This is a genomic window from Burkholderia sp. AU28863, assembly GCF_002223195.1.
Taxonomy (GTDB): Bacteria; Pseudomonadota; Gammaproteobacteria; order Burkholderiales; family Burkholderiaceae; genus Burkholderia; species Burkholderia sola.
Window position 1 is genome coordinate 437,088 of sequence record NZ_NKFE01000008.1, and the last position, 18,985, is coordinate 456,072.

22 protein-coding genes are annotated in these 18,985 nt (G+C 67.9%); 11 read left to right on the plus strand and 11 right to left on the minus strand.

What is annotated here, in order from left to right:
* Window positions 1-569 precede the first annotated feature (569 nt).
* Both CFB81_RS31760 and CFB81_RS31765 read left to right on the plus strand, forming a co-directional pair.
* On the plus strand, window positions 570-929 hold the full coding sequence (locus CFB81_RS31760) for a hypothetical protein (protein ID WP_089437787.1): 360 nt from the start codon (window positions 570-572) through the stop codon (window positions 927-929).
* Window positions 926-1,147: a hypothetical protein gene (locus CFB81_RS31765; protein WP_089437788.1), complete on the plus strand. Its 222-nt coding sequence runs from the start codon at window positions 926-928 to the stop codon at window positions 1,145-1,147. The genes CFB81_RS31760 and CFB81_RS31765 overlap by 4 nt, the downstream gene beginning before the upstream one ends.
* Window positions 1,148-1,169: 22 nt before the next feature.
* Here the strand turns inward: CFB81_RS31765 and CFB81_RS31770 are convergent, their stop codons facing one another.
* From CFB81_RS31770 to CFB81_RS36735, 3 genes are all read right to left on the minus strand, one after another.
* Complete coding sequence (locus CFB81_RS31770; protein ID WP_069616932.1) at window positions 1,170-1,736, minus strand: GNAT family N-acetyltransferase; 567 nt, start codon at window positions 1,734-1,736, stop codon at window positions 1,170-1,172.
* A gap of 346 nt (window positions 1,737-2,082) precedes the next feature.
* Complete coding sequence (locus CFB81_RS31775; RefSeq protein ID WP_050017811.1) at window positions 2,083-2,304, minus strand: hypothetical protein; 222 nt, start codon at window positions 2,302-2,304, stop codon at window positions 2,083-2,085.
* Between the two features lie 65 nt (window positions 2,305-2,369).
* On the minus strand, window positions 2,370-2,873 hold the full coding sequence (locus CFB81_RS36735; RefSeq protein WP_256976397.1) for an HPr family phosphocarrier protein: 504 nt from the start codon (window positions 2,871-2,873) through the stop codon (window positions 2,370-2,372).
* A 129-nt stretch (window positions 2,874-3,002) separates the two neighbouring features.
* Between CFB81_RS36735 and CFB81_RS31785 the strand changes: the two genes are divergently transcribed.
* Window positions 3,003-3,356, plus strand: coding sequence for a zinc ribbon domain-containing protein YjdM (locus tag CFB81_RS31785; RefSeq protein WP_006498247.1), 354 nt, complete (start codon window positions 3,003-3,005; stop codon window positions 3,354-3,356).
* Between the two features lie 81 nt (window positions 3,357-3,437).
* A complete protein-coding gene (locus CFB81_RS31790) occupies window positions 3,438-4,274 on the plus strand; it encodes a spermidine synthase (protein ID WP_089437789.1) in 837 nt (278 codons plus the stop codon).
* Between the two features lie 62 nt (window positions 4,275-4,336).
* Here CFB81_RS31790 and CFB81_RS31795 read toward each other — a convergent pair whose 3' ends face one another.
* Both CFB81_RS31795 and CFB81_RS31800 read right to left on the minus strand, forming a co-directional pair.
* Window positions 4,337-4,522: a ribbon-helix-helix protein, CopG family gene (locus CFB81_RS31795; protein ID WP_006489181.1), complete on the minus strand. Its 186-nt coding sequence runs from the start codon at window positions 4,520-4,522 to the stop codon at window positions 4,337-4,339.
* A gap of 96 nt (window positions 4,523-4,618) precedes the next feature.
* Entirely contained in the window at window positions 4,619-5,377 is a 759-nt protein-coding gene (locus CFB81_RS31800; RefSeq protein WP_069616929.1) for a YoaK family protein, read from the minus strand.
* 242 nt (window positions 5,378-5,619) lie between these two features.
* On the opposite strand from CFB81_RS31800, the gene CFB81_RS31805 reads away from it, so the two are divergent.
* Both CFB81_RS31805 and CFB81_RS31810 read left to right on the plus strand, forming a co-directional pair.
* Window positions 5,620-5,970: a hypothetical protein gene (locus CFB81_RS31805; protein WP_050017815.1), complete on the plus strand. Its 351-nt coding sequence runs from the start codon at window positions 5,620-5,622 to the stop codon at window positions 5,968-5,970.
* The gene (locus CFB81_RS31810; RefSeq protein WP_006489184.1) at window positions 5,967-6,179 is read left to right on the plus strand and encodes a twin transmembrane helix small protein; all 213 of its coding nucleotides are present in this window, start codon (window positions 5,967-5,969) and stop codon (window positions 6,177-6,179) included. The genes CFB81_RS31805 and CFB81_RS31810 overlap by 4 nt, the downstream gene beginning before the upstream one ends.
* Window positions 6,180-6,316: 137 nt before the next feature.
* Here the strand turns inward: CFB81_RS31810 and CFB81_RS31815 are convergent, their stop codons facing one another.
* From CFB81_RS31815 to CFB81_RS31840, 6 genes are all read right to left on the minus strand, one after another.
* A complete protein-coding gene (locus CFB81_RS31815; protein WP_089437790.1) occupies window positions 6,317-7,993 on the minus strand; it encodes an ABC transporter ATP-binding protein in 1,677 nt (558 codons plus the stop codon).
* The gene (locus CFB81_RS31820) at window positions 7,990-8,859 is read right to left on the minus strand and encodes an ABC transporter permease (RefSeq protein ID WP_089437791.1); all 870 of its coding nucleotides are present in this window, start codon (window positions 8,857-8,859) and stop codon (window positions 7,990-7,992) included. The genes CFB81_RS31815 and CFB81_RS31820 overlap by 4 nt, the downstream gene beginning before the upstream one ends.
* A 13-nt stretch (window positions 8,860-8,872) precedes the next feature.
* Window positions 8,873-9,883, minus strand: coding sequence for an ABC transporter permease (locus CFB81_RS31825; protein WP_089437792.1), 1,011 nt, complete (start codon window positions 9,881-9,883; stop codon window positions 8,873-8,875).
* A gap of 61 nt (window positions 9,884-9,944) precedes the next feature.
* Window positions 9,945-11,585 (minus strand): ABC transporter substrate-binding protein, encoded by a 1,641-nt coding sequence (locus tag CFB81_RS31830; RefSeq protein WP_089437793.1) that lies wholly within the window; start codon window positions 11,583-11,585, stop codon window positions 9,945-9,947.
* Window positions 11,586-11,661: 76 nt separating this feature from the next.
* Window positions 11,662-12,237: a GNAT family N-acetyltransferase gene (locus CFB81_RS31835; RefSeq protein WP_089437794.1), complete on the minus strand. Its 576-nt coding sequence runs from the start codon at window positions 12,235-12,237 to the stop codon at window positions 11,662-11,664.
* Window positions 12,234-13,391, minus strand: a complete 1,158-nt coding sequence (locus tag CFB81_RS31840; RefSeq protein WP_089437795.1) for an MsnO8 family LLM class oxidoreductase — start codon at window positions 13,389-13,391, stop codon at window positions 12,234-12,236. The genes CFB81_RS31835 and CFB81_RS31840 overlap by 4 nt, the downstream gene beginning before the upstream one ends.
* Window positions 13,392-13,738: 347 nt before the next feature.
* Between CFB81_RS31840 and CFB81_RS31850 the strand changes: the two genes are divergently transcribed.
* From CFB81_RS31850 to CFB81_RS31875, 5 genes are all read left to right on the plus strand, one after another.
* On the plus strand, window positions 13,739-15,046 hold the full coding sequence (locus tag CFB81_RS31850) for an NtaA/DmoA family FMN-dependent monooxygenase (protein ID WP_089437796.1): 1,308 nt from the start codon (window positions 13,739-13,741) through the stop codon (window positions 15,044-15,046).
* 188 nt (window positions 15,047-15,234) lie between these two features.
* Window positions 15,235-16,038 carry a transporter substrate-binding domain-containing protein gene (locus CFB81_RS31860; RefSeq protein ID WP_089437797.1) on the plus strand — a complete coding sequence of 268 codons (804 nt, stop codon included), beginning with the start codon at window positions 15,235-15,237 and terminating at the stop codon, window positions 16,036-16,038.
* Window positions 16,039-16,042: 4 nt separating this feature from the next.
* The gene (locus CFB81_RS31865) at window positions 16,043-16,777 is read left to right on the plus strand and encodes an ABC transporter permease (protein ID WP_089437798.1); all 735 of its coding nucleotides are present in this window, start codon (window positions 16,043-16,045) and stop codon (window positions 16,775-16,777) included.
* On the plus strand, window positions 16,774-17,541 hold the full coding sequence (locus tag CFB81_RS31870; protein WP_089437799.1) for an ABC transporter permease: 768 nt from the start codon (window positions 16,774-16,776) through the stop codon (window positions 17,539-17,541). Before CFB81_RS31865 ends, CFB81_RS31870 begins: the two co-directional genes overlap by 4 nt.
* Window positions 17,542-17,566: 25 nt before the next feature.
* Entirely contained in the window at window positions 17,567-18,949 is a 1,383-nt protein-coding gene (locus CFB81_RS31875; protein ID WP_089437800.1) for an LLM class flavin-dependent oxidoreductase, read from the plus strand.
* Window positions 18,950-18,985 lie beyond the last annotated feature (36 nt).

Below are 18,985 nucleotides of genomic sequence, written 5' to 3' on the forward strand. Positions count from 1 at the left end.
GGGAAGGTGGCGAGCGGTCAGGCCCAGTCCGAACGCGTCGTAGCCGAAGCGACGTGGATGATACTGCGCAACATTCCAGCGGAATGTGGTGAATTCTGGATCGTTCGGTGAGCTTAGCTATGGGGGGATCGCCGCCGCCGGGCGGAACGCGCGGGGTGAGCGAGGCGGGGCCGCGCGTGCGGCCGAAACGGGTCGATGCGAGATCCGGCGCGGCGCTCGCGACGATGCGCGAGCAGGCATCCTTCAGACGAAAACGTTTGCGTCAGTCCGGCGTCCGCGCACCTCGTTCGTCCCGGCCGAACCCAGGCCAGGCAAGGTTAGTCGACATATCATTACAAAATATTACCGACGTCCGGGCATCCTGCTCCCTACAATTCCCGAACCTGACTGACGCGCGTCGCATACTGCGATTGCATCTGTTTCCCGCTCGCATCGATTGGCTGCTTCGATGGCACGTCGCGTCATGCTGCTCGCGTGCGGAACCGGATGCGCGTGGGTCGAATCGACGCCGCGCCGGCTCCGGACGGTGCCCGCAAGCGGACAGTACGAAACATTCACGGGGAAACGACATGACGCCGTTGCAAGTCGTCCAGCGTCTCGATGCATTCACGCACGCCATCGAAGCCGCGGTGGCGCGTGCCGACTGGAACGAGGCCGTCCGGGCCGCCGAGATGCGTTCGGTGTTCATCGTTGCGCTTGCACCCAATCAACCGGCCACGGTCGTGTCGGCGCTGATGAAGGTGCAGGAGATGGACGTTCGGATCTCCACGGTCGCGCGCGACACGCTGGAGGCGCTGATCGCGGAGGGCTGGAAAGCATTGCACGAAACCCGCTTGGCAACGAACGCACTGAGGGCGCAGCAGCGGTTGCCCGATGTCGGCGCCGCGGCCACGCGACACCAAGATTCGTTTCCTTCGGTGGTGGAATGAAATTCAAGAAACGCACCGGTCGCGTCGATGCAACGCGGTGGTTCGCCGACGGCGACCATGAACGGGTGGAGCGCCGTCACGGCGGGTGGGCGGTCGCGACGCCGGAAGGCTGGCGTTCGGTGAAGCCGGGCGACTGGATCCTGCGCGACGAATGCGGTAACTGCTGGCCGATGGACGACGGCCTCTTCATGCATTGCTACGAACCGGCCGCCGACTGACTCGCCCGCCGGTTCGCCAAACCTATCGACTCTTGCGCGAAAACATCAGCGACTCCGCGTCGTTGAAGCGGATGCGCTGCGGCGCGCCGTAACCGGCTTTCTCCGCGACCCGGATCGACGCGACGTTGGTCGGCGCGATCAGGCACACACTGCGCTCGAATCGCTGCTGCGCGTCGAGCCATGCGAGCGCGGTCGCGAGCGCCTCGGTCGCATAGCCATTGCCTTGCGCCCACGTCGCCAGCGCCCAGCCGGCCTCCGGCACGCCGCGAATCGACGGCTCGATGTTGCGGTGGAAATCCGCGAAGCCGAGATCGCCGACATACCGGCCCGACGCCTTTTCCCGAATCGCCCAGTACCCATAGCCGAGCAGCGGCCACAGCCCGCGATACGCGAGCATGCGCATCCACGAGTCGCGCGGCGTGGAAGGCGTGCCGTTGAAGATGTGCGCGACGACGCCGGGCTCCGCCCACATCGCGGCGAGTGCGTCGAAGTCGCCGAGCGGGTGGCCTTCGAGGATCAGGCGTGGCGTGTCGAGAACGGGCGGGGACGAGACGGGTGGCACGGCACTGATTGTCATCGGGCGTTCCATGAGGAAGGACGGCGACGCAGGGCGCCGCGCTTGGGTCCCGTACGATACCGCGTAAACGGCGATGCGGACGCAATTCCCCGCCCGCATCGGGGTAGCGTGCGCATCGCGCGGATGGCCGGGGTTCGGCGGTGCCCGCATGGACCGGCTCGCGTGACGATGTCGCGGGCTGGCGCGTCACGCGGGGCGCTGGACGCATGCGGGCCGTGCGCGGCCGTGTGGCGAATGCGTGTCGTGACCGCCTTCGCGAACATCGGCTGCGGCGAGCGGGCGGCCCGCTGCCTGGCGGCAGCCATCGACGCGCCCGCGCGTCGCGCCCCACGCGGGATCGCGCCCGTACCGGCAGGGGTTACTTGCGGCTTTTCAGAAAGGAGCGCCCTTCGGCCGTGATCGACGCGCCGGAGCGCCCGTGCGCGGGATGGCTGACGAACCCGGCGTTGACGAGCTCCCGCGCAATCGACCAGCCGAGCGCCGGCGCGTCGCGGCCGTAGCGAACATCGGCGAGGCGTTCGAGCGCCCAGATCGCGGAGGCCGACAGGTTGGGGGTGTTGGGCGTGAGAGTCTCGTTCATCGCTTCCTCGGGAAATGGCGTTTCGGGATGGACGGCGCGTGGCCGCGGGATCGTCGGCGCATGCGTCAGCTTGCTTGCAGCAACGGCAGCAGCGCGTGCAGCGCCGCTTCCTCGTCGGGGCCGGTGGCGAGCACCTGCGCCGACGTGCCGCCGTGAACCTGCAGCGACGCGATCGCGCCGCTGTCTTTTGCGTTGCTGCGGTGTCCGTTCGCGATCAGCTGGATGTCGCTGTCGAAACGGCGTGCCGCGTCGACCGCCGCGTCGCGCGCGGCGCGGCCGCGATTGCGGTTCCATGCGGGGCCGATTTCAACGTACACAACGGTTGCCACGATGCTGGAAAGCCTCCGGACGGGTGGGCGGGGCGGTGCACGACATGCACGGTGCACGGTTGCGCACGTGTTGCGGACATCGGGCGGCCGGCGTGTCACGATTTCCCGCAGGGTCGCGGGGCGCCGGCCGGGCGGATTGCACGCGCCATTCGGCGCGAACGTGCCGACATCCGCTGCGAAGGCGCATTCAAGTTCGCGGATTGTCGGAAGTGGGCGATTATAATGCATCGGCCAGATCATGTGAATTGTATTATAATGCCGTGTGCGCCGATGCCGGCCCGTGGCACTGCCGGCGGGGGCGAGCGGCCGCGCCTCCGGGCGCGCAATGTGCTCGCCCGGCATCGTCGATCGACCCGAACCCCTCTCCGAATGGAAGCTGCAATGAACGCCCCTGCCTGCCCGCAATGCGCGATGGAAAACACTTACCCGGACGGCGCGCTAACCGTGTGCGCGGACTGCGGCCATGAATGGTCGGCCGACGCCGGCGCCGAGGCCGGCGACGAACCGGCAGGCGACGTCGTCAAGGATGCGAACGGCAACGTGCTGTCGGACGGCGATTCGGTCGTGCTGATCAAGGACTTGCGCGTGAAGGGTTCGTCGATCACGCTGAAGATGGGCACCAAGGTCAAGAGCATCCGGCTCGTCGGCGGCGATCACGAAGTCGACTGCAAGACCGACATGGGCGGCTTCATGCTGAAGGCGTGCTATCTGAAGAAGGTCTGAGCGCACGGTCCAGGCGACCGTTGCATCCGCGTTTTCATCCGCTGTTTTTCCAGCCGCTGCTCGTCAGCCGATTACCCGCACATGGCCGAGGATCGAATTTCCTACGACGCGTTCGTCAGGTTCCTGGCGACGCCGCTGAACGACGGCCGGCCCTTCGTGCTGGAGACGCAGCACGCGGTCTCGCTGCACTTCGATCATCTCGGTACCCAGAGCTTCATGTCGCTGCGCGATCCGGTGCGGCTCGCGCTCGGCTATACGCGCGTGATGATGGGTTTTCTGCTGCTGCAGGCCGAGCCCGCACACATCTGCATGCTCGGGCTCGGCGGCGGGTCGCTCGCGAAGTACTGCTACCGCCACCTGCCCCGCACGTCGATCGACGCGGTCGAGATCAATCCGGACGTGATCGCGCTGCGCGACGTGTTCAAGATTCCTGCCGATGACGCGCGCTTTCGCGTGATCTGCGCCGACGGCGCCGATCATCTGGAACGGGCGGATGTGCGCACGGACGTGATCCTGCACGATGCATTCGTCGCCGACGGCATGCGCGGTCGCTGTACGGGCGGCACGTTCCTCGATGCGTGCCGCGCGCGCCTGAGCGAAGCCGGCGTGCTCGCGATCAACTTCATGGATGATGATCCGGCATTGCCGCAGCACCTCGAGCAGTTGCGATCGGTATTCGGCTCGTCGTATGCGCTGGTGCCGTGCGGCGACGACAACAACTTCGTTGCATTCGCGTGGAAGGACGGCAGCCGGCTGCCGTCGTTGCGTATCCTGCTGGAGCGGGCGCTCGCGTGCCCGCTGGCCGGCGAACTCAAGCTGGCCGCCACCGCGAGGCGGATGAAGCACGGCGAGAGCATCGATCCGCGGCGGCTGGTGTGGCGTGCGCAGTCGCACGAACGTTGGGAGATCGGCGCGTAACGGTGGCGGGGGCTGGGGCGCCGTGGCTACCGCGCCGGCGCCGCGCGCCTTTGCGGCCGCGCTTACTTCACGCGCTTGCCGATCGCGCTGCGGGTCTTGTACGTGACGCCGTGCCGGTCGAGATATTCGCGGATCAACTGCCGCACGACTTGCGACGGCGTAAGATCCTGCTCCGCGCAGAGCATCTCGAAGGCTTCTTTCTTCGCGGGATCGATCAGGACGGTCAGGCGGGCGGTTTTCGTTTCCATGACGAGGCGAGAGTGATCAGTATGTTAATCAAATTATAATCGATGCGCTTTCGGCTCGACACTCGAAGCGCAGCAAGCGCCGCGCGTGGCGAACGATCAGCGCTTGCTGCGCAGCAGCGCGAACAGGTCGTCGAGCACCGGCACGATCGCGAGCGTGACGAGCACCGCGGCGAGCGGCACGGTCGATACGTAGCCCACATGCTTGAAGCCGATGGCGCCGGCCAGGCCGCCGATGAAGAACGACGCGAGCATCGTCGCGTGTATCCTCAGTTTCGAACGGTTGGCGATTACCGCGTGCGCGTCGACGTCGATGGCCGACCGATTCCAGTAGAACAGCTTCCCGAGCTCGATGCCGAGATCGGTCACGATGCCCGTTATGTGCGTCGTGCGGATTTCCGCACCGGACAGCTTCGTGATCGTCGCGTTCTGCAGCCCCATGATGAAGCACAGCAACGTCACGGTTACCGGCACGAAGAACGTTTCCCACAGCGCGAGGTGGCTGCCGAGCAGCCCGAACAGCAACAGCAGCGCGGCTTCGACCAGCAGCGGCAGCATGAACTGGCTGTGCAGCCCGCGGCGGCGCCCCCAGTTGACGAGGATCGCCGAGCAACTGGCGCCGATCAGGAACGACCCCAGCGAGCTGATGCCGGCGAGCGCGAGCCGCACGTCGCCGAGCGCCGTCTGGTCGGCGATCGCCGACACGATGCCGCTCATGTGCGACGTGTATTGCTTGACCGCGAGAAAGCCGCCGGCATTGGCCGCGCCGGCGACGAACGCGAGCGAAAACCCGAGCTGGCGGTTCGCGGTCGCGCTGCGGTGTTTTCCCGTCAGGTTTCGAAAGTACTGCGCTGGCATAAGGGCTTCGCTCGATCGTCGCGGATTCGCGGGTACGGGCGGAAAACCGGTGCGGATGACGTGACGGGCACGCTGCTTGCGCCGGATCCCGGGGCTGTCGAATCATGTGATGAACATGATAATGTCATTATCATACTCTGTTGGCAGGATGGTGCTTTCAGTACAATGACGCGATGCACCGCCGGCTGGCTGTTTCGCCGCCGAGCGGCGCTTGCTCGCGATTCCCTTCTGCTCACCGCTTCATGACCCCGATCAAGTTCATCCTTCGCTATACGGCGATCCCGTTCACGGCCATCGTCGCCGTGGTGATCTGGACCGTCATACCCTCGTCGAAAGAAATCGATGCGAGACAATATGCGGCGCTGTCGCGCGGGTATGCAAGTTTCCCGCTGCCGTTTCGACGCGAGATCTCGGACACGATGGAGCACGGCACGATCAACGACCGGCGCTACCAGGCGCTCGTGCGCGATTCGCTGGGCAACGGCGTCGCGCTGGACTGGCCGGCATCGGGTGTCGGCGGCGTCGCCGACGAGCGGCAAAAACTGGCCGAACTGATTCAGGCCGATTCGGATCTTCAAAGGCAACGGCAATGAAAACCCTGCTGGTTTCTGTGGCATTCGCGATGATCATCGCGAGCCTGATCTTCGCGCTGTACTTCATGAATCACGATCGCGGCAAATCCAAGCGGATGGCCTGGTCGCTCGCCGCGCGCGTGGGATTGTCGGTCACGTTGTTCCTGTCGCTGCTGATCGCGTACAAGCTCGGCTGGATCGAACCGACCGGGTTGCCGATCGGGCGATGACGCGCGGTTGGCGCGCGGGCGGCGGGCGGTTCGATCCCGCGCGATATCGCTCCGCGTGATCGCGCCGAGATGGACCTGACGGCGAGAACCGGCGGTCGATCAGCGCAATACGGCGGTTCGACGAGGGCGGGCAGCCGTCATGCGAGCGCGGCGAGTGTCGGTGCGGCGGCCGCGCCGGGCAGCGTCGGCAGTGCGTCCAGAAGCGACGCGGTATACGGGTGCGACGGTGCGTCGAATACCTGCGCGACCGGGCCGCTTTCGACCACGCGGCCGCGCCGCATCACGAGAATCCGGTCGGCCACGTGATGCACCACGCCCAGATCGTGCGAGATGAACAGCATCGCGGTGCCGTGTTCGGCCTGCAGATCGGCGAGCAGGTCGAGCACTTGCGCCTGGATCGACACGTCGAGCGCGCTGACCGGTTCGTCCGCGACGAGTAGCGCCGGATTGGACGCGAACGCGCGGGCGATCGCGACGCGCTGCCGCTGGCCGCCGGACAATTCACGCGGATACCGATCGAAGCATGCGGCCCCGAGCTGCACTTCGTCGAGCAGTTGCAGCACGCGGCGACGGCGCGCCTCGCCGTGAATACCGACCGCGTCGAGCCCTTCGCCGATGATCCGGCCGACCGAATAGCGTGGATCGAACGAACTGTACGGGTCCTGCGCGATCAGTTGCAGCCGTGCGCGGCGGGCGCGCCGCGCGGCTTCCGGCACGCCGTTCCACGGCTGGCCGTCGAGCGTGACGGTACCGGCGTCGGGTTCGACGAGCCCGAGCACGATCCGCGCGACCGTCGATTTTCCTGAGCCGGATTCACCGACGATGCCGAGCGTCTCGCCGCGCGCGAGGGAGAACGACACGCCGTCGACGGCGGCCGGCGCATCGCGCCCGCCATAGCGTTTCGTCAGCGCGTCGACGGCCAGCACCGGGGCCTGCGCGTCGATGCGCTTCGGCGGCAGCGGAACGCGCTCGGCGCTCGCGAGCCGGAACCCGCGTGACGCGGCGGTCGGAATCGCCGCGAGCAACGCACGCGTGTACGGATGCGCCGGTGCGCTCAGCACGTCGCGTGCCGGCCCCTGTTCGACGACCTGACCCGCGCGCATCACGAGCACGCGATCGGCCAGATCCGCGACGACCGCGAGGTCGTGGCTGATCAGCAGGATCGCGTCGCCGGCGTCCCGCCGCGCACGCAGCAGCGACAAGATCTGGCGTTGTACGGTCATGTCCAGCGCCGTGGTCGGCTCGTCGGCAATCAGCAGCGATGCGCCGCCCGCGATCGCGGTGCCGATCAGCACGCGCTGCCGCAAGCCGCCCGACAACTGATGCGGATACTGCGGCAGCCGTCGCTCGGGATCGTCGATGCCGACCGAGCGCAGCAGGTCGGCGCTGCGCGCGGCGACGTCGCGCCGACGCGTATCGTGCAACGCCTCCGCGACGAGGTCGCGCACGCGCCATAGCGGGTCGAGCGACACCAGCGCATCCTGCAGCACGTAGCCGATCCGGCGGCCCCGTATCGCGCGCCAGTCGCGCTCGCGATGGCCGCGCGCATCGGCACCGGCGATCTCGAACCGGGCAGCGTCGATCACCGCGTGCGGGCCGTTCAGCCCGACCAGACTGCGTGCGGTGACCGACTTGCCGGAGCCCGACTCGCCGACGAGCGCGACGCATTCGCCGGCATGCACGGCAAGGTCGAGCGGGCCGACGACGGCCCGAGTGCCTCGCGGCCCGCGAAACGCGATCGTCAGGCGCTCGATGCGGGCCAGCGGCGCGGCGGTGGAAGTCGTTGCGCGCGCAACGGCATCAGGCGTTCTCATGCTGCCTCCCGGTGTTCGAAACGCGCCTGCCAGTAGCCGCCGAGCGCATTCACGGCGATCACGGCTGCGGTGATCGCGAGGCCGGGCCATACCGCGATCCACCACGCGTTGTACAGATAGTTGCGGCCCTCGGCGAGCATCAATCCCCATTCCGCGGCGGGCGGTTGCGGTCCCATTCCCAGAAAGCTCAGTCCCGACGTGCCGATGATCGCGGTGCCCAGCCCGATCGTCGCGAGCACCGGCACCTGCGCGATCGCATGCGGCAGCACGTGTCGCCACACCAGTACCGCCGGCGCGAGGCCGAGCGTGCGCGCGTGCTCGACATAGCCGGACGCCGCGACGACGAAGGTCTGCGCGCGCACCACGCGTGCGAAGCGCGGCACCGACGCGACGCCGAGCGCGAACACGAGGTTGACCGCGCCGGGGCCGGTGAACGAGATCAGCATCAGTGCGAGCAGCAGGTCGGGGAACGCGGACACGACGTCGAGCAGGCGCGTGATCAGCTCGTCGAGCCAGCCGCGCGCGAGGCCGGCGAACAGCCCGAGCGCGGTGCCGAACAGCGTCGCGACGCCGATCGCGGCCGCGCTGATCGACAGCGAGTAGCGGGCGCCGTACACGACCCGCGAGAAGATGTCGCGGCCGAGCTGATCGGTGCCGAGCCAGTGCTCGGCGCTGCTGCCGAGCTGCGCGGACAGCGGATCGGCCGCCAGCGGGTCGCAGTGCGCGAGCCAGCCGGGAGCGACGACGGCGACCACGTTCAGCAGCAGATAGACGGCGGCGAGCGCGAGGCCCGGATGGCGGCGCAGCCAGCCGGCGGCGGCGAATGTTGCGGGCGTGCGCAACGTGAAGTCGATGGGCGTGGACAACGAAGTCTCCGGTTCAACGCGGTGCGCGGCGGTCGCGCAGGCGGGGATCGATCAGCAGGTACAGCAGGTCGACGGCCGTGCTGAGCGCGACGTAGATGGCCGCCGACAGGATCGCGATCGCGAGGATCACCGGCATGTCCTTCGACAGCACCGCGTCGACCGTCACCTTGCCGAGGCCGGGCCGGCCGAACACCTGCTCGGTGATCACCGCGCCGCTCAGCAGGCCGCCGACGAGCCAGCCGGCGAGCGTGACGGCCGGCAGCGCCGCGTGGCGCAGCGCATGGCGCACGCGCAGCGCAAGCCCGCCGATGCCCCACGAACGCACCGTCAGCGCGTACGGTTCGTCGAGCGCGCGCTCGATGCCTTGCCGCAGCACGCGGCCGATCACCGCGCCCTGCGCGAGCCCGAGCGACAGCGCGGGCAGCACGAGCGACGCGAAGCCTCGATCGCCGGCCACCGGGAACAGCTTGAGCGTGAAGCTGAACACGAACAGCAGCATGATGCCGAGCCAGAACGACGGCGTCGACGCGAGCAGCAGCTCGACGCCCGATGCCGCGCGCCCGGCCCAGCGGCGGCCGGCCGTGAGCACCGCGAGGCCGACGGCGAACACGATCGTCACCACCAGCGCCGCGCCCGTCAGTTTCAGCGTCGGCCAAAGCTGGCCGAGCACGAGCGGCGCGACGTCGGTGTTGAGGATGTACGAGCGGCCGAATTCGCCGTGCAGCACGCGCCACAGGTAATGCAGGTATTGCAGCGCGAGTGGCTCGTCGAGCCCCCATTCCCGGCGGATCGCGGCTTCGATCTCCGGCGTGCTCAACTGCTCGCCGATCAGGATGCCGACGATATCGCCCGGTGCGAGATGGATGGCGATGAACGACAGCGTGACCGCGGCCCACAGCACGAGCACGCCGGTGGCGAGCCGCGTCGCGACCGGCGAACGCAGCCAGCGGCGCCATGCGGGCGGCGTCGCCGTGGCAGGCGCCGCGTCCGGGACGGAGACGAAAGCGGACGACGGACGGTTCATGGTCGATTCTCCTGTCGGGGTGGCGCGATGGGCGATGCGACGCGGGCCGGCCCGCGTCGGCCTACTTCTTCACCCACACGTCGTACGGGTTCTCGGGCATCTGCGCGAACGAGCGGAAGCGCAGCCCCTGGACCGCCTTCGCGGCCGCGATCTGGTCTTCCGGCTCGTACAGCGGCAGCGCGTACGCCTGCTCGTTGATCGCGAAGCGCTGCAGCTCGCCGTACAGCTTCTTGCGCTCGGCGACGTTCTGCGCGCGCGCGGCCGCCTGCAGCCAGCGCGTCAGCTCGGGCGCCGCCGCGCGGCTGTAGTTCAGCGCGCCGCCGCGATCGACGGGCAGGTAGTGGCCTTCGATGTCGATGCCGTCCGGCGGCGTGTTCGAGTTCGCGATCGAGCCGAACTTGCCGCTCTTGCGCGCCTCGACGTACGTGCCGTCGTCGACGTACTGGATCTTCAGGTCCACGCCGAGCCGTTGCCGCGCCTGCGCCTGTAGCGCCTGCAGCAGCACGTCGCGCTGGTCGCGCACGGTCGCCTGCGCCTGGACCACCGCGATCGTCAGCCGTTCGCCGTTCTTCGTGCGGTAGCCGCCGCTGTCGCGCGCGCTCCAGCCGGCCTCGTCCAGCAGTTGATTCGCGAGCTTCGGGTTGTTGCCGTAGGTCTTTTCGATCGACGCGTCGTAGAACGGATCGATCGGCGACGTGATGCCCCATGCGCGCGTGCGCTCGCCGCGGTAGATCGACTGCACGATGCCGGTCGTGTCGAGCCCTTCGAGCAGCGCGCGGCGCACCTTCACGTCCTGCGTCGGGCCGTAGCCGACGTTCAGGAACAGCGAGTACGGCGTGCCGGTGTTGAGCGCGTGGCGGTAAGTGAAATCGGCGTTGTTGCGGATCAGCGCGGCGTCGTTGCCCGACACGCCCTCGATCACGTCGACCTGGCCGGACAGCAGCGCGCCGGTGCGGACCGACGATTCGGGCAGGAACCGGTAGACGATGCGGTCGAGGTACGCAGGGCCCTGGTGGCCGGCCGTCGGCGGCGCCCAGCGATAGTCGGGATTTTTCGCGAACTCGATTTCCTGGCCCTTCACGTAGCGGCGCAGGATGAACGGGCCGGTGCCCGCGATGTCGGGGCCGCCCGACTTCAGGCCGGGCCGGTCGAACGCGTTCGGCGACAGCAGCGGCAGCCGGCCGGCGAACGTCAGGAACGGCGCATACGGCGCGTCGAGCGTGATGACGACCGTGTGCGCGTCCGGCGTCTTGACGTCGGCGACGTGCGAGATCAGCCGCGCCAGCTGGCTGCCGGCCGCATACGACAGTTCGCGTGCGTTCAGGAAATTGCGAGCGACGGCCTTCGCGTCGAACGGCGCGCCGTCGGTGAACTTCACGCCGTCGCGCAGCGTGAACGTATAGGTCTTGCCGTCGGCGGAGACCTTGTAGCCGGTCGCGAGCCACGGCACGTAGCTGCCGTCGGGCTTCTGCGCAAGCAGGCTTTCGTATGCGTTGCGCAGCAGCAGCTCGACCTTGTCCTGGCCGTTCAGTTGCGGGTTCAGCGTGCGGGGCTCGGTTTCGACGCCCCAGGTCAGCGTGCCGCCGGCGACGGGCGCGCCCTGTGCGAACGCCGCATGCGGCAGCGCGAGTGCGAGCAGCAGTGCAGCCGATGCGGTGCGGCGCGACGCGCGCAGCGCGGAATCCGGAAATGCGAATGTCATGCGAGAAAGCCTTTTACGAGGTGGGTAGCGGTGGATGCGGTTCGCGTCGCTGCGTGGGCCTGCGCGGTACGTCATTTCATGCGTTCGCGTGGATGCGCAACGGGTTTCGGGCGGGATCGTCCGCCGCAGGATCAGCGTAGAGATCCGGGATCAAGATTTTTCTCAGCCAGACGAGCGGCGTGCCGAGCGCGTTCGTCGAGCGGTCGAACGGCTGGTAGCCGCCGCGCTCGTAATACGACTGCAACCACGGATGGTTGGTCGCGGTCGCGAGATACGTCGCGGGTGCCTTGATTTGCGACGCCAGGAACTGGGTCTCGACGTGCGCGATCAGTGCGTTTCCGAATCCCTGTCGCTTGAACGCGGGGGCGACCGCGAACCAATGCAGGAACGGATAGGGCGTGCGATTGAGTTCGCCGGATACCCATGGAAACCGCACGGTCAACGTAGCCGCGAGCGCCGTGCGGCCGTCGGGTGTCGCGTGCTCGAGCAAGAACGTCGTTTCGCGCGCTACGGTTTGCGCGACGCGTTCGATCGGCGAGCGCGTGATCGTGAAGTGCACGCCCTGCGCCGCGAGCGGCGCGTAAGCGTCCTGCAGCAACGCGTAGACGGCCGGCACGTCGTCCGCGCCGGCGATGCGGATCGTATCGGTCATGGCGCGGTGCCCTCGAAGTGCGGTTGACGCGTGGCCGTGCGCGCGCTGGCGTCTCGCGCGTTCGCTTCGTCGTGCGCCACCATCGTGTCGTGATCGTCGTCGGCAGCCGCCCCGGCCAGCAACCGCAGCGACGCAATCCGCGGTACGGCATCGGCGAGCGGCGTGTCGACGACGAATTCCGCAATCCCGTAGCGACGATGCAACGTGTCGAACTCGCGCAGCACGTCGTCGCGCGTGCCGTGCACGATCCGCGTTTCGCGCGGGTCGATCCGGTGCGGGCCACCGCCGGCCTGGCGGATGTATGCGTGCGCCTGTTCCAGGCTGCCGACGTTGACGGCGGGCGTGTCGCCGACCTGCACGCGAAAGCCCTGATGTCCGCTCGCGAGTCGCGCCGCCGCGTCGCGACTGTCGGCCACGATCGCGGAGACGGCCAGCAGCGGCGTACGGCCATCCGACGCCTCGCGATAGGCGTCGAACGTTCGTTCGAGATTCGTCGCGGAGGCATTCAGATGCGACGCGTAGACGAACGCCCAGCCGAGCCGCGCGGCGAGCATGGCGCTCTCCGCGCTGGCGCCGAGCAGGAATGGTTGCGCGGGCACCGGCGGGTGCGGCGTCGCGTGCAGCGTCGCGGCATCCTGACCGGCCGCATCGGCTGTCGCATCCTCACCATTGAGATAGCGATTCAATTCGTCGGCCAGATCGGCGAAGGACGCGCGCCGCGCCGGATCGTAGCCGGCCTGCAGCGCGCGCGTCGACAGCGGCAGGCCGCCCGGCGCCTTGCCGATGCCGAGATCGACGCGGCCGGGCGCGAGCGACGCGAGTAGGTTGAAATTCTCCGCGATCTTGTACGGACTGTAATGTTGCAGCATGACGCCGCCCGATCCGACCCGAATGCGTCGCGTCTGCGCGAGGACGTGTGCGATCAAAATTTCCGGCGACGGGCACGCGAGCGCGGCGGTGTTGTGATGTTCGGCGAGCCAGTAACGGTGATAGCCGGCCGCATCGGCGAAGCGCGCGAGCGATACGCTGCGCGCCAGCGCGTCGGCGGCGGTTTCTCCCGGTGCAATGGGGCTCTTGTCGAGCACGCTCAAGCGGAACGGCCATGCGGACAAAGCGGAAAAATCGAAGTCGGAGCGGAGGGCGTCGAACGTCATGATGAAGCGATCGGCGCGGGTCGAAACGGCCTGATCAACGGATTTGGCATGCCGAATTATTTTGCGTCGACGGTCGCACGGTCAAACAATCAACAAGAATATCCAAAGCCGAAAATATTCGTTCCGGCCGACCAGGGGGCTTGCGTTATGGTCGTTGGCTGTGCGCCTCGCGGCGCGTGCGTGGAGCCTGCCCGACGAGCCGGCGCGAGTACGTTCGCGGTCGCGATGCCCGCAGGCATGCTCCGATTCTCCGACCGAACGGAATCACGAGGAATACGAATGAACGAGCAACGCGAACGACGTCCGGCCCTCACTGCGTGCCATCGCACGACGACCGGAGCTGCGTCATGAGAGGCGCACGCAGACGGCTGAAGACGCTCGTCGGCGCGGCGAGCGTACTGTATGCACCCGGCGATGCGGATGTCGCGCAGGGCGTGCGGCGCGCGGCGGCGCTTGCGCGCCGCGCGGAAGCCGAGAAGATCACCGGCCTCTTTACCGCCGACTTGCTGCAGGCCGATGCGGCCGGCCTCGCCGGGACCACCGGCAGCCAGGAGCCGATCGTCGCGCTGGCGGCGCTGAGCCAGGCGACATCGGCGATCGGGCTCGTCGCGACCGTTTCGACGACGTATCACCATCCGTACAACCTCGCGCGGCTGATCGGCACGCTCGATCACGTGAGCGGCGGCCGCGCGGCATGGAATGCAGTGACGTCGTCGGTCGGCGAGGAGAATTTCGGCGACGCGGCGCTGCCCGACCCGGAGCAGCGTTATGCGCGCGCGGCCGAATTCGTCGAAGTCGTCAACGCGCTGTTCGACGCGAACGATCCGCGCGCGACGCGGCGCGGGCCTGGCGGCGGCATCTCGGTCGATCCGCTGAAGCTCGGCGCGATCGACTATCGCGGCGCGCATTTCCAGGTGCAGGGGCCGCTGAACGTGCCGCCTTCGCCGCAACGGCGGCCCGTGCTGTTCCAGGCGGGGCAGTCGGCGAGCGGCGTGGCGCTCGGCGCGCGGTATGCGGAAGTCGTCTACACGTCGCAGCCGACCCTCGACGATGCACGCCTGTTCGTCGCAGAACTGCACCGGCAGGCGGCCGCATTCAGCCGCGGCGACCGGCCGCCGCTCGTGATGAACTCGTTTCATTCGGTGATCGGCGAATCCGATGCGGACGTCGCGCGGCGATTGCGCGACAAGCATGAACGCATCGATTACGAACAAGGCAGGCTGAAGCTTGCCGACATGCTGGGCGGCAACGTGGACCTGCGCGGCCTGCCGCTCGACCAGCCGTTGCCGGCGTCGCTGCTGCCGGCGATCGACAGCGTGCACCGCCGGCGCGGACGCGTGGCGATCTTCGTCGGCTATGCGCGCCAGCGACTGACGCTGCGCGAGCTGATCATCCGCGCGCAGGAGACGGGCCACTGGTTCGTCGCCGGCACGCCGGAGCAGCTCGCCGATGCGATCGAGACGCGCTATCGCGCGGGGCTCGTCGACGTGCTGTCGCTGCATGGGCTCGGCCAGCCGGACCAGGAAGACTTGCTGCTCAACGGCTTGCTGCCCGAGTTGCGTCGGCGCGATCTGCTCGACACCGACTATGTGGGCGGCGATTTCCGCGCGAATCTGGAACTGCCGGCGTTGCGGCGCGAGGCCGCGGCGGCGTGAACGACCGATGAACCGCGCACCGCGCTGCACGTCGGACGGTACGCGGTTGCGCGCATGTCGTGCATATCGCGCGATCAGATATCCATCGAAAAAATAACCATTTGGTACACGCTTCGGCGCGCATTACAGTCTCGCCTCCTGCCGGCTGCAACGCCGGTCGTTCCGACGTTATTTCAGAAACGCGCCACATGAATCGTTTGATGCATTCCAGGGCCCGCCGTGTCGCGGCCGCGCTGTTCGTGCTCGGCCTCGCGCCGGTTTCCCATGCGGCCCAGCCGACGTTGCGCGTCGGCATCGACGCCGAGTCGTATCCGCCGTTCTTTTCGAAGGATGCTTCCGGCAAGTGGAAGGGCTGGGAAGTCGACGTGCTCGATGCCGCGTGCGGCAAGCTGAACGTACGGTGCGAGCTCACCGACATCGCATGGGACGGCCTGATTCCGGCATTGCAGAATCGCAAGATCGACGTGATCTGGTCGTCGATGACGATCACCGGCGAACGGCAGAAAGCCATCGATTTCAGCCGCGCGTATTACGAATCGCCGACGGTGTTCGTCGGCGCGAAAAGCGACCGCCGCCGCGTCGACTGCGCGGTCCCCGCGACCTTCAAGGGCCGCGTGATCGGCGTCGAGGCCGGCACCAACTTCTCGGCGTTCCTCGATGCCCGCTTCAAGCAGGACGCGCAGATCAAGGCGTTCGACAAGTTCGACAACGCGCTCGCCGATCTGGTGTCCGGCCGCGTCGACTACGTGCAGGAAGGCAAGGGGCTGTTCACGGCATTCCTCGCGTCGCGCGACGGCAAGGATTTCGAGGTCAAGGCCACGTGCGCGGACAATCCGGTGCTGGGCCTCGGCATCGGCGCGGGCGTGCGGCACGGCGATGCACTGCGCGGCAAGCTGTCGACCGCGATCGCGCAGCTGCAGCAGGACGGCACGTGGGATGCGATCACCGCCCGCTATCCGAACCTGAAAGGCACGATCGAGAAGGGCCGCTGACCACATGGCCGCGGACGATTCGCTGCTCGCGCTGCTCGCATTCGTCGACGGCGGTTACGGCCGCGTGTTCGCGAGCGCGTTCGCGCTGACGTTCGGCGTCGCGGCGGCGTCGTTCTGCACCGGCGTGCTGCTCGGCATCGCCGGCGCGCTCGGCAAGCTGTCGCGATACCCGGCGCTCGTGTGGCTGGCGCGGCTCTACACGACGCTCGTGCGTGCGCTGCCCGAACTGTTGTGCCTGCTGCTCGCGTTCTATGCGGTCGCACCGGCCATCGAGAACGCGCTGCGCGGCAGCGGCATCGTATCCGGCGACTTCGCGTTCGACCCGTTCGTCGTCGCCGTACTGTCGCTGGGTTTCATCCAGGGTGCGTATCTCACCGACATCTTCCGCGCGGCGCTCGTCAACGTCCCGATCGGCCAGATCGAAGCCGCGCACGCGTACGGGATGACGCCATGGCAGACGTTCGCGCGCGTCCGGCTCCCGGCCGCCGCGCGGCTCGCGCTGCCGGGCGTCGGCAACGTGTGGCTGAACGCCACCAAGGACGCGTCGTTCATCAGCGTGCTCGGTTCGTTCACGGATTTGCTGAAGGCGAGCCAGCTCGCGGCCGGCGCGACGCGGCACTACGTGTTCTTCTACCTCGTCACGGCCGCACTGTTCCTGCTGCTGAGCATCACGTCGACCGGCCTCTTCGCGGTGCTGGAGCGGCATGCGAATCGCGGCACGAGGCGCGCGACGACATGATCTTCTCGCTACCTTTCCTGCTCGATACGGTGATGCCGAAGCTGCTCGCCGCGGTGCCGACCACGCTCGCGCTGACGCTTGTGTCGGGCGCGGCCAGCGTGCTGCTGGGCGTGCCGCTCGCGCTCGCCGCCGGTGCACGCCATACGCCGCTGCGCTGGTCCGCGCGCGGCTGGCTCATGCTGATTCGCGGCACGCCGCTACTCGTTCAGCTCTATCTGTTGTACTACGGATTCGGGCAGATCGTTCCGCGCGAATGGATGCGCGACAGCTGGGCGTCGCCGCTGCTGCGCGACGCATTCTGGTACGCGATCGTCGCATTGAGCGTGAACGAGAGCGCGTACGTCGCGACGATCCTGCGCGGCGCGATCGCCGGGGTACCGGCCGGCGAGATCGAGGCCGGCCACGCATACGGGATGACGCGCGTGCAGGTGCTGCGCCGCATCGTCGGCCCGCGTGCTTGGCGGCTTGCGCTGCCCGCGCTCGTCGGCGAGGCGATCCTGCTGCTGAAATCGACCGTCCTCGCATCGACCGTGACCGTGTTCGACGTGATGGGCACGGCCAATACATTGCGCTTCGAGACGTTGCGCGTATACGAACCGCTGGCCGGTGCGGCGATCGTCTATGTCGTGCTGGTCGCACTGCTGACCATTCCTGCCGCCCGTCTCGAGAAGCGCGTCAATCGCTATCTGACGCGCGTGACCGACGACCGCATGCCCGTACGGCGCCGCCGCGCGTCGTCGGGCGCGTGGGCGGCCCCCAACTGATTTCCGCCTGGTACCGATTTCGACGATGTCCGATCCTCGCCCCTTGCTGTTTTCCCTGTATGAACAAGCCAGCGTCGGCTGCGGCGGCGCGCCGAGCCTGTGGGCCCATCCCGCCGACGAACGGTTGCGCGCGAATACGCTCGCATTCTGGTCGAACCTCGCGCGTACGGCCGAGCAGGCCGATCTCGACATGCTGTTCTTCGCGGACGTGCTCGGCCTGTACGACGTCTACGGCGGGTCGGCCGACGCGGCGCTGCAGTGGGCGGTCGAGGCGCCCGCGAACGATCCGATGATGCTGATTCCGGCGCTCGTCGCGCAGACCGAGCGGCTCGCATTCGGCGTGACCGCGAGCACGACCTACGAGCACCCGTTCGCGCTCGCGCGCCGATTCAGCACGCTCGATCATCTGAGCAACGGCCGGATCGGCTGGAACATCGTGACGTCTTACCTGACGAGCGCGGCGCGCAACTTCGGGCTCGACCGGATGATCGGCCACGACGAGCGCTACGCGCGCGCGGAGGAATTTCTCGACGTCGTATACAAATTGTGGGAAGGGAGCTGGGCGGACGACGCGGTCGTTGCCGACAAGCACGCGCCGCGCTATGCGCGTGGCGACCGCGTGCGGCCGATCGTGCACGAAGGCACGCATTACCGCGTGCAGGGGCCGCACGTCTGCGCGCCGTCGCCGCAGCGCTCGCCCGTGCTGATCCAGGCCGGATGGTCGGGGCGCGGGCGCGAATTCGCGGCGAAGCACGCGGAGGTCGTGTTCGTCGCGAAGTCGAATCCCCACGAGATTCGCGCGGGCCTCGACGAAATTCGACGGCTCGCGGCCGAGCGCGGTCGCGCGACGGACGACGTGAAGTCGCTGACGGTGCTGCGGATCGTGACCGCGCGCTCGTCGAGCGACGCGAAGGAGAAATATCACGCGCTGCAGCAGCACTATCACCAGCAGGCGCAACTCGTCAGCTATGCGGGCGACACCGGCATCGACATCGACCGCTATGCGGACGACGAACCGCTGACGACGCAGACGGAAGGGCTGACGTCCTACGTGGTGCGGCCGGACGGCAGCGGCAAGCCGCTCACCGCCGGCGACGTGCGGCGCAAGTTCGCGAGCGTCACGCGCGGCACCGACCTGATCCTCGTCGGCTCGCCGGACGAAGTCGCGGACCAGCTTGCCGAGCATGCACGGCAGTCGACGACGAGCGGCTACATGCTCAATCCGCTGGTCAGCCCGGGTACGCTCGACGATTTCGCCGAACTGATCGTGCCGGAACTGAAAAAGCGCGGCCTGTACCGGACGACGCCGGCGAGCGGCACCTTCCGTTCACGGCTGAGCGGGCGGGACCGCCTGCCGGACACGGCCTATGGTGCTTCGTTCCGGTTTCCCGTGGCTGAAGCCGGCTGATCAGCCGCTCGATACCGGAGGACCCTCAGCGGAGTT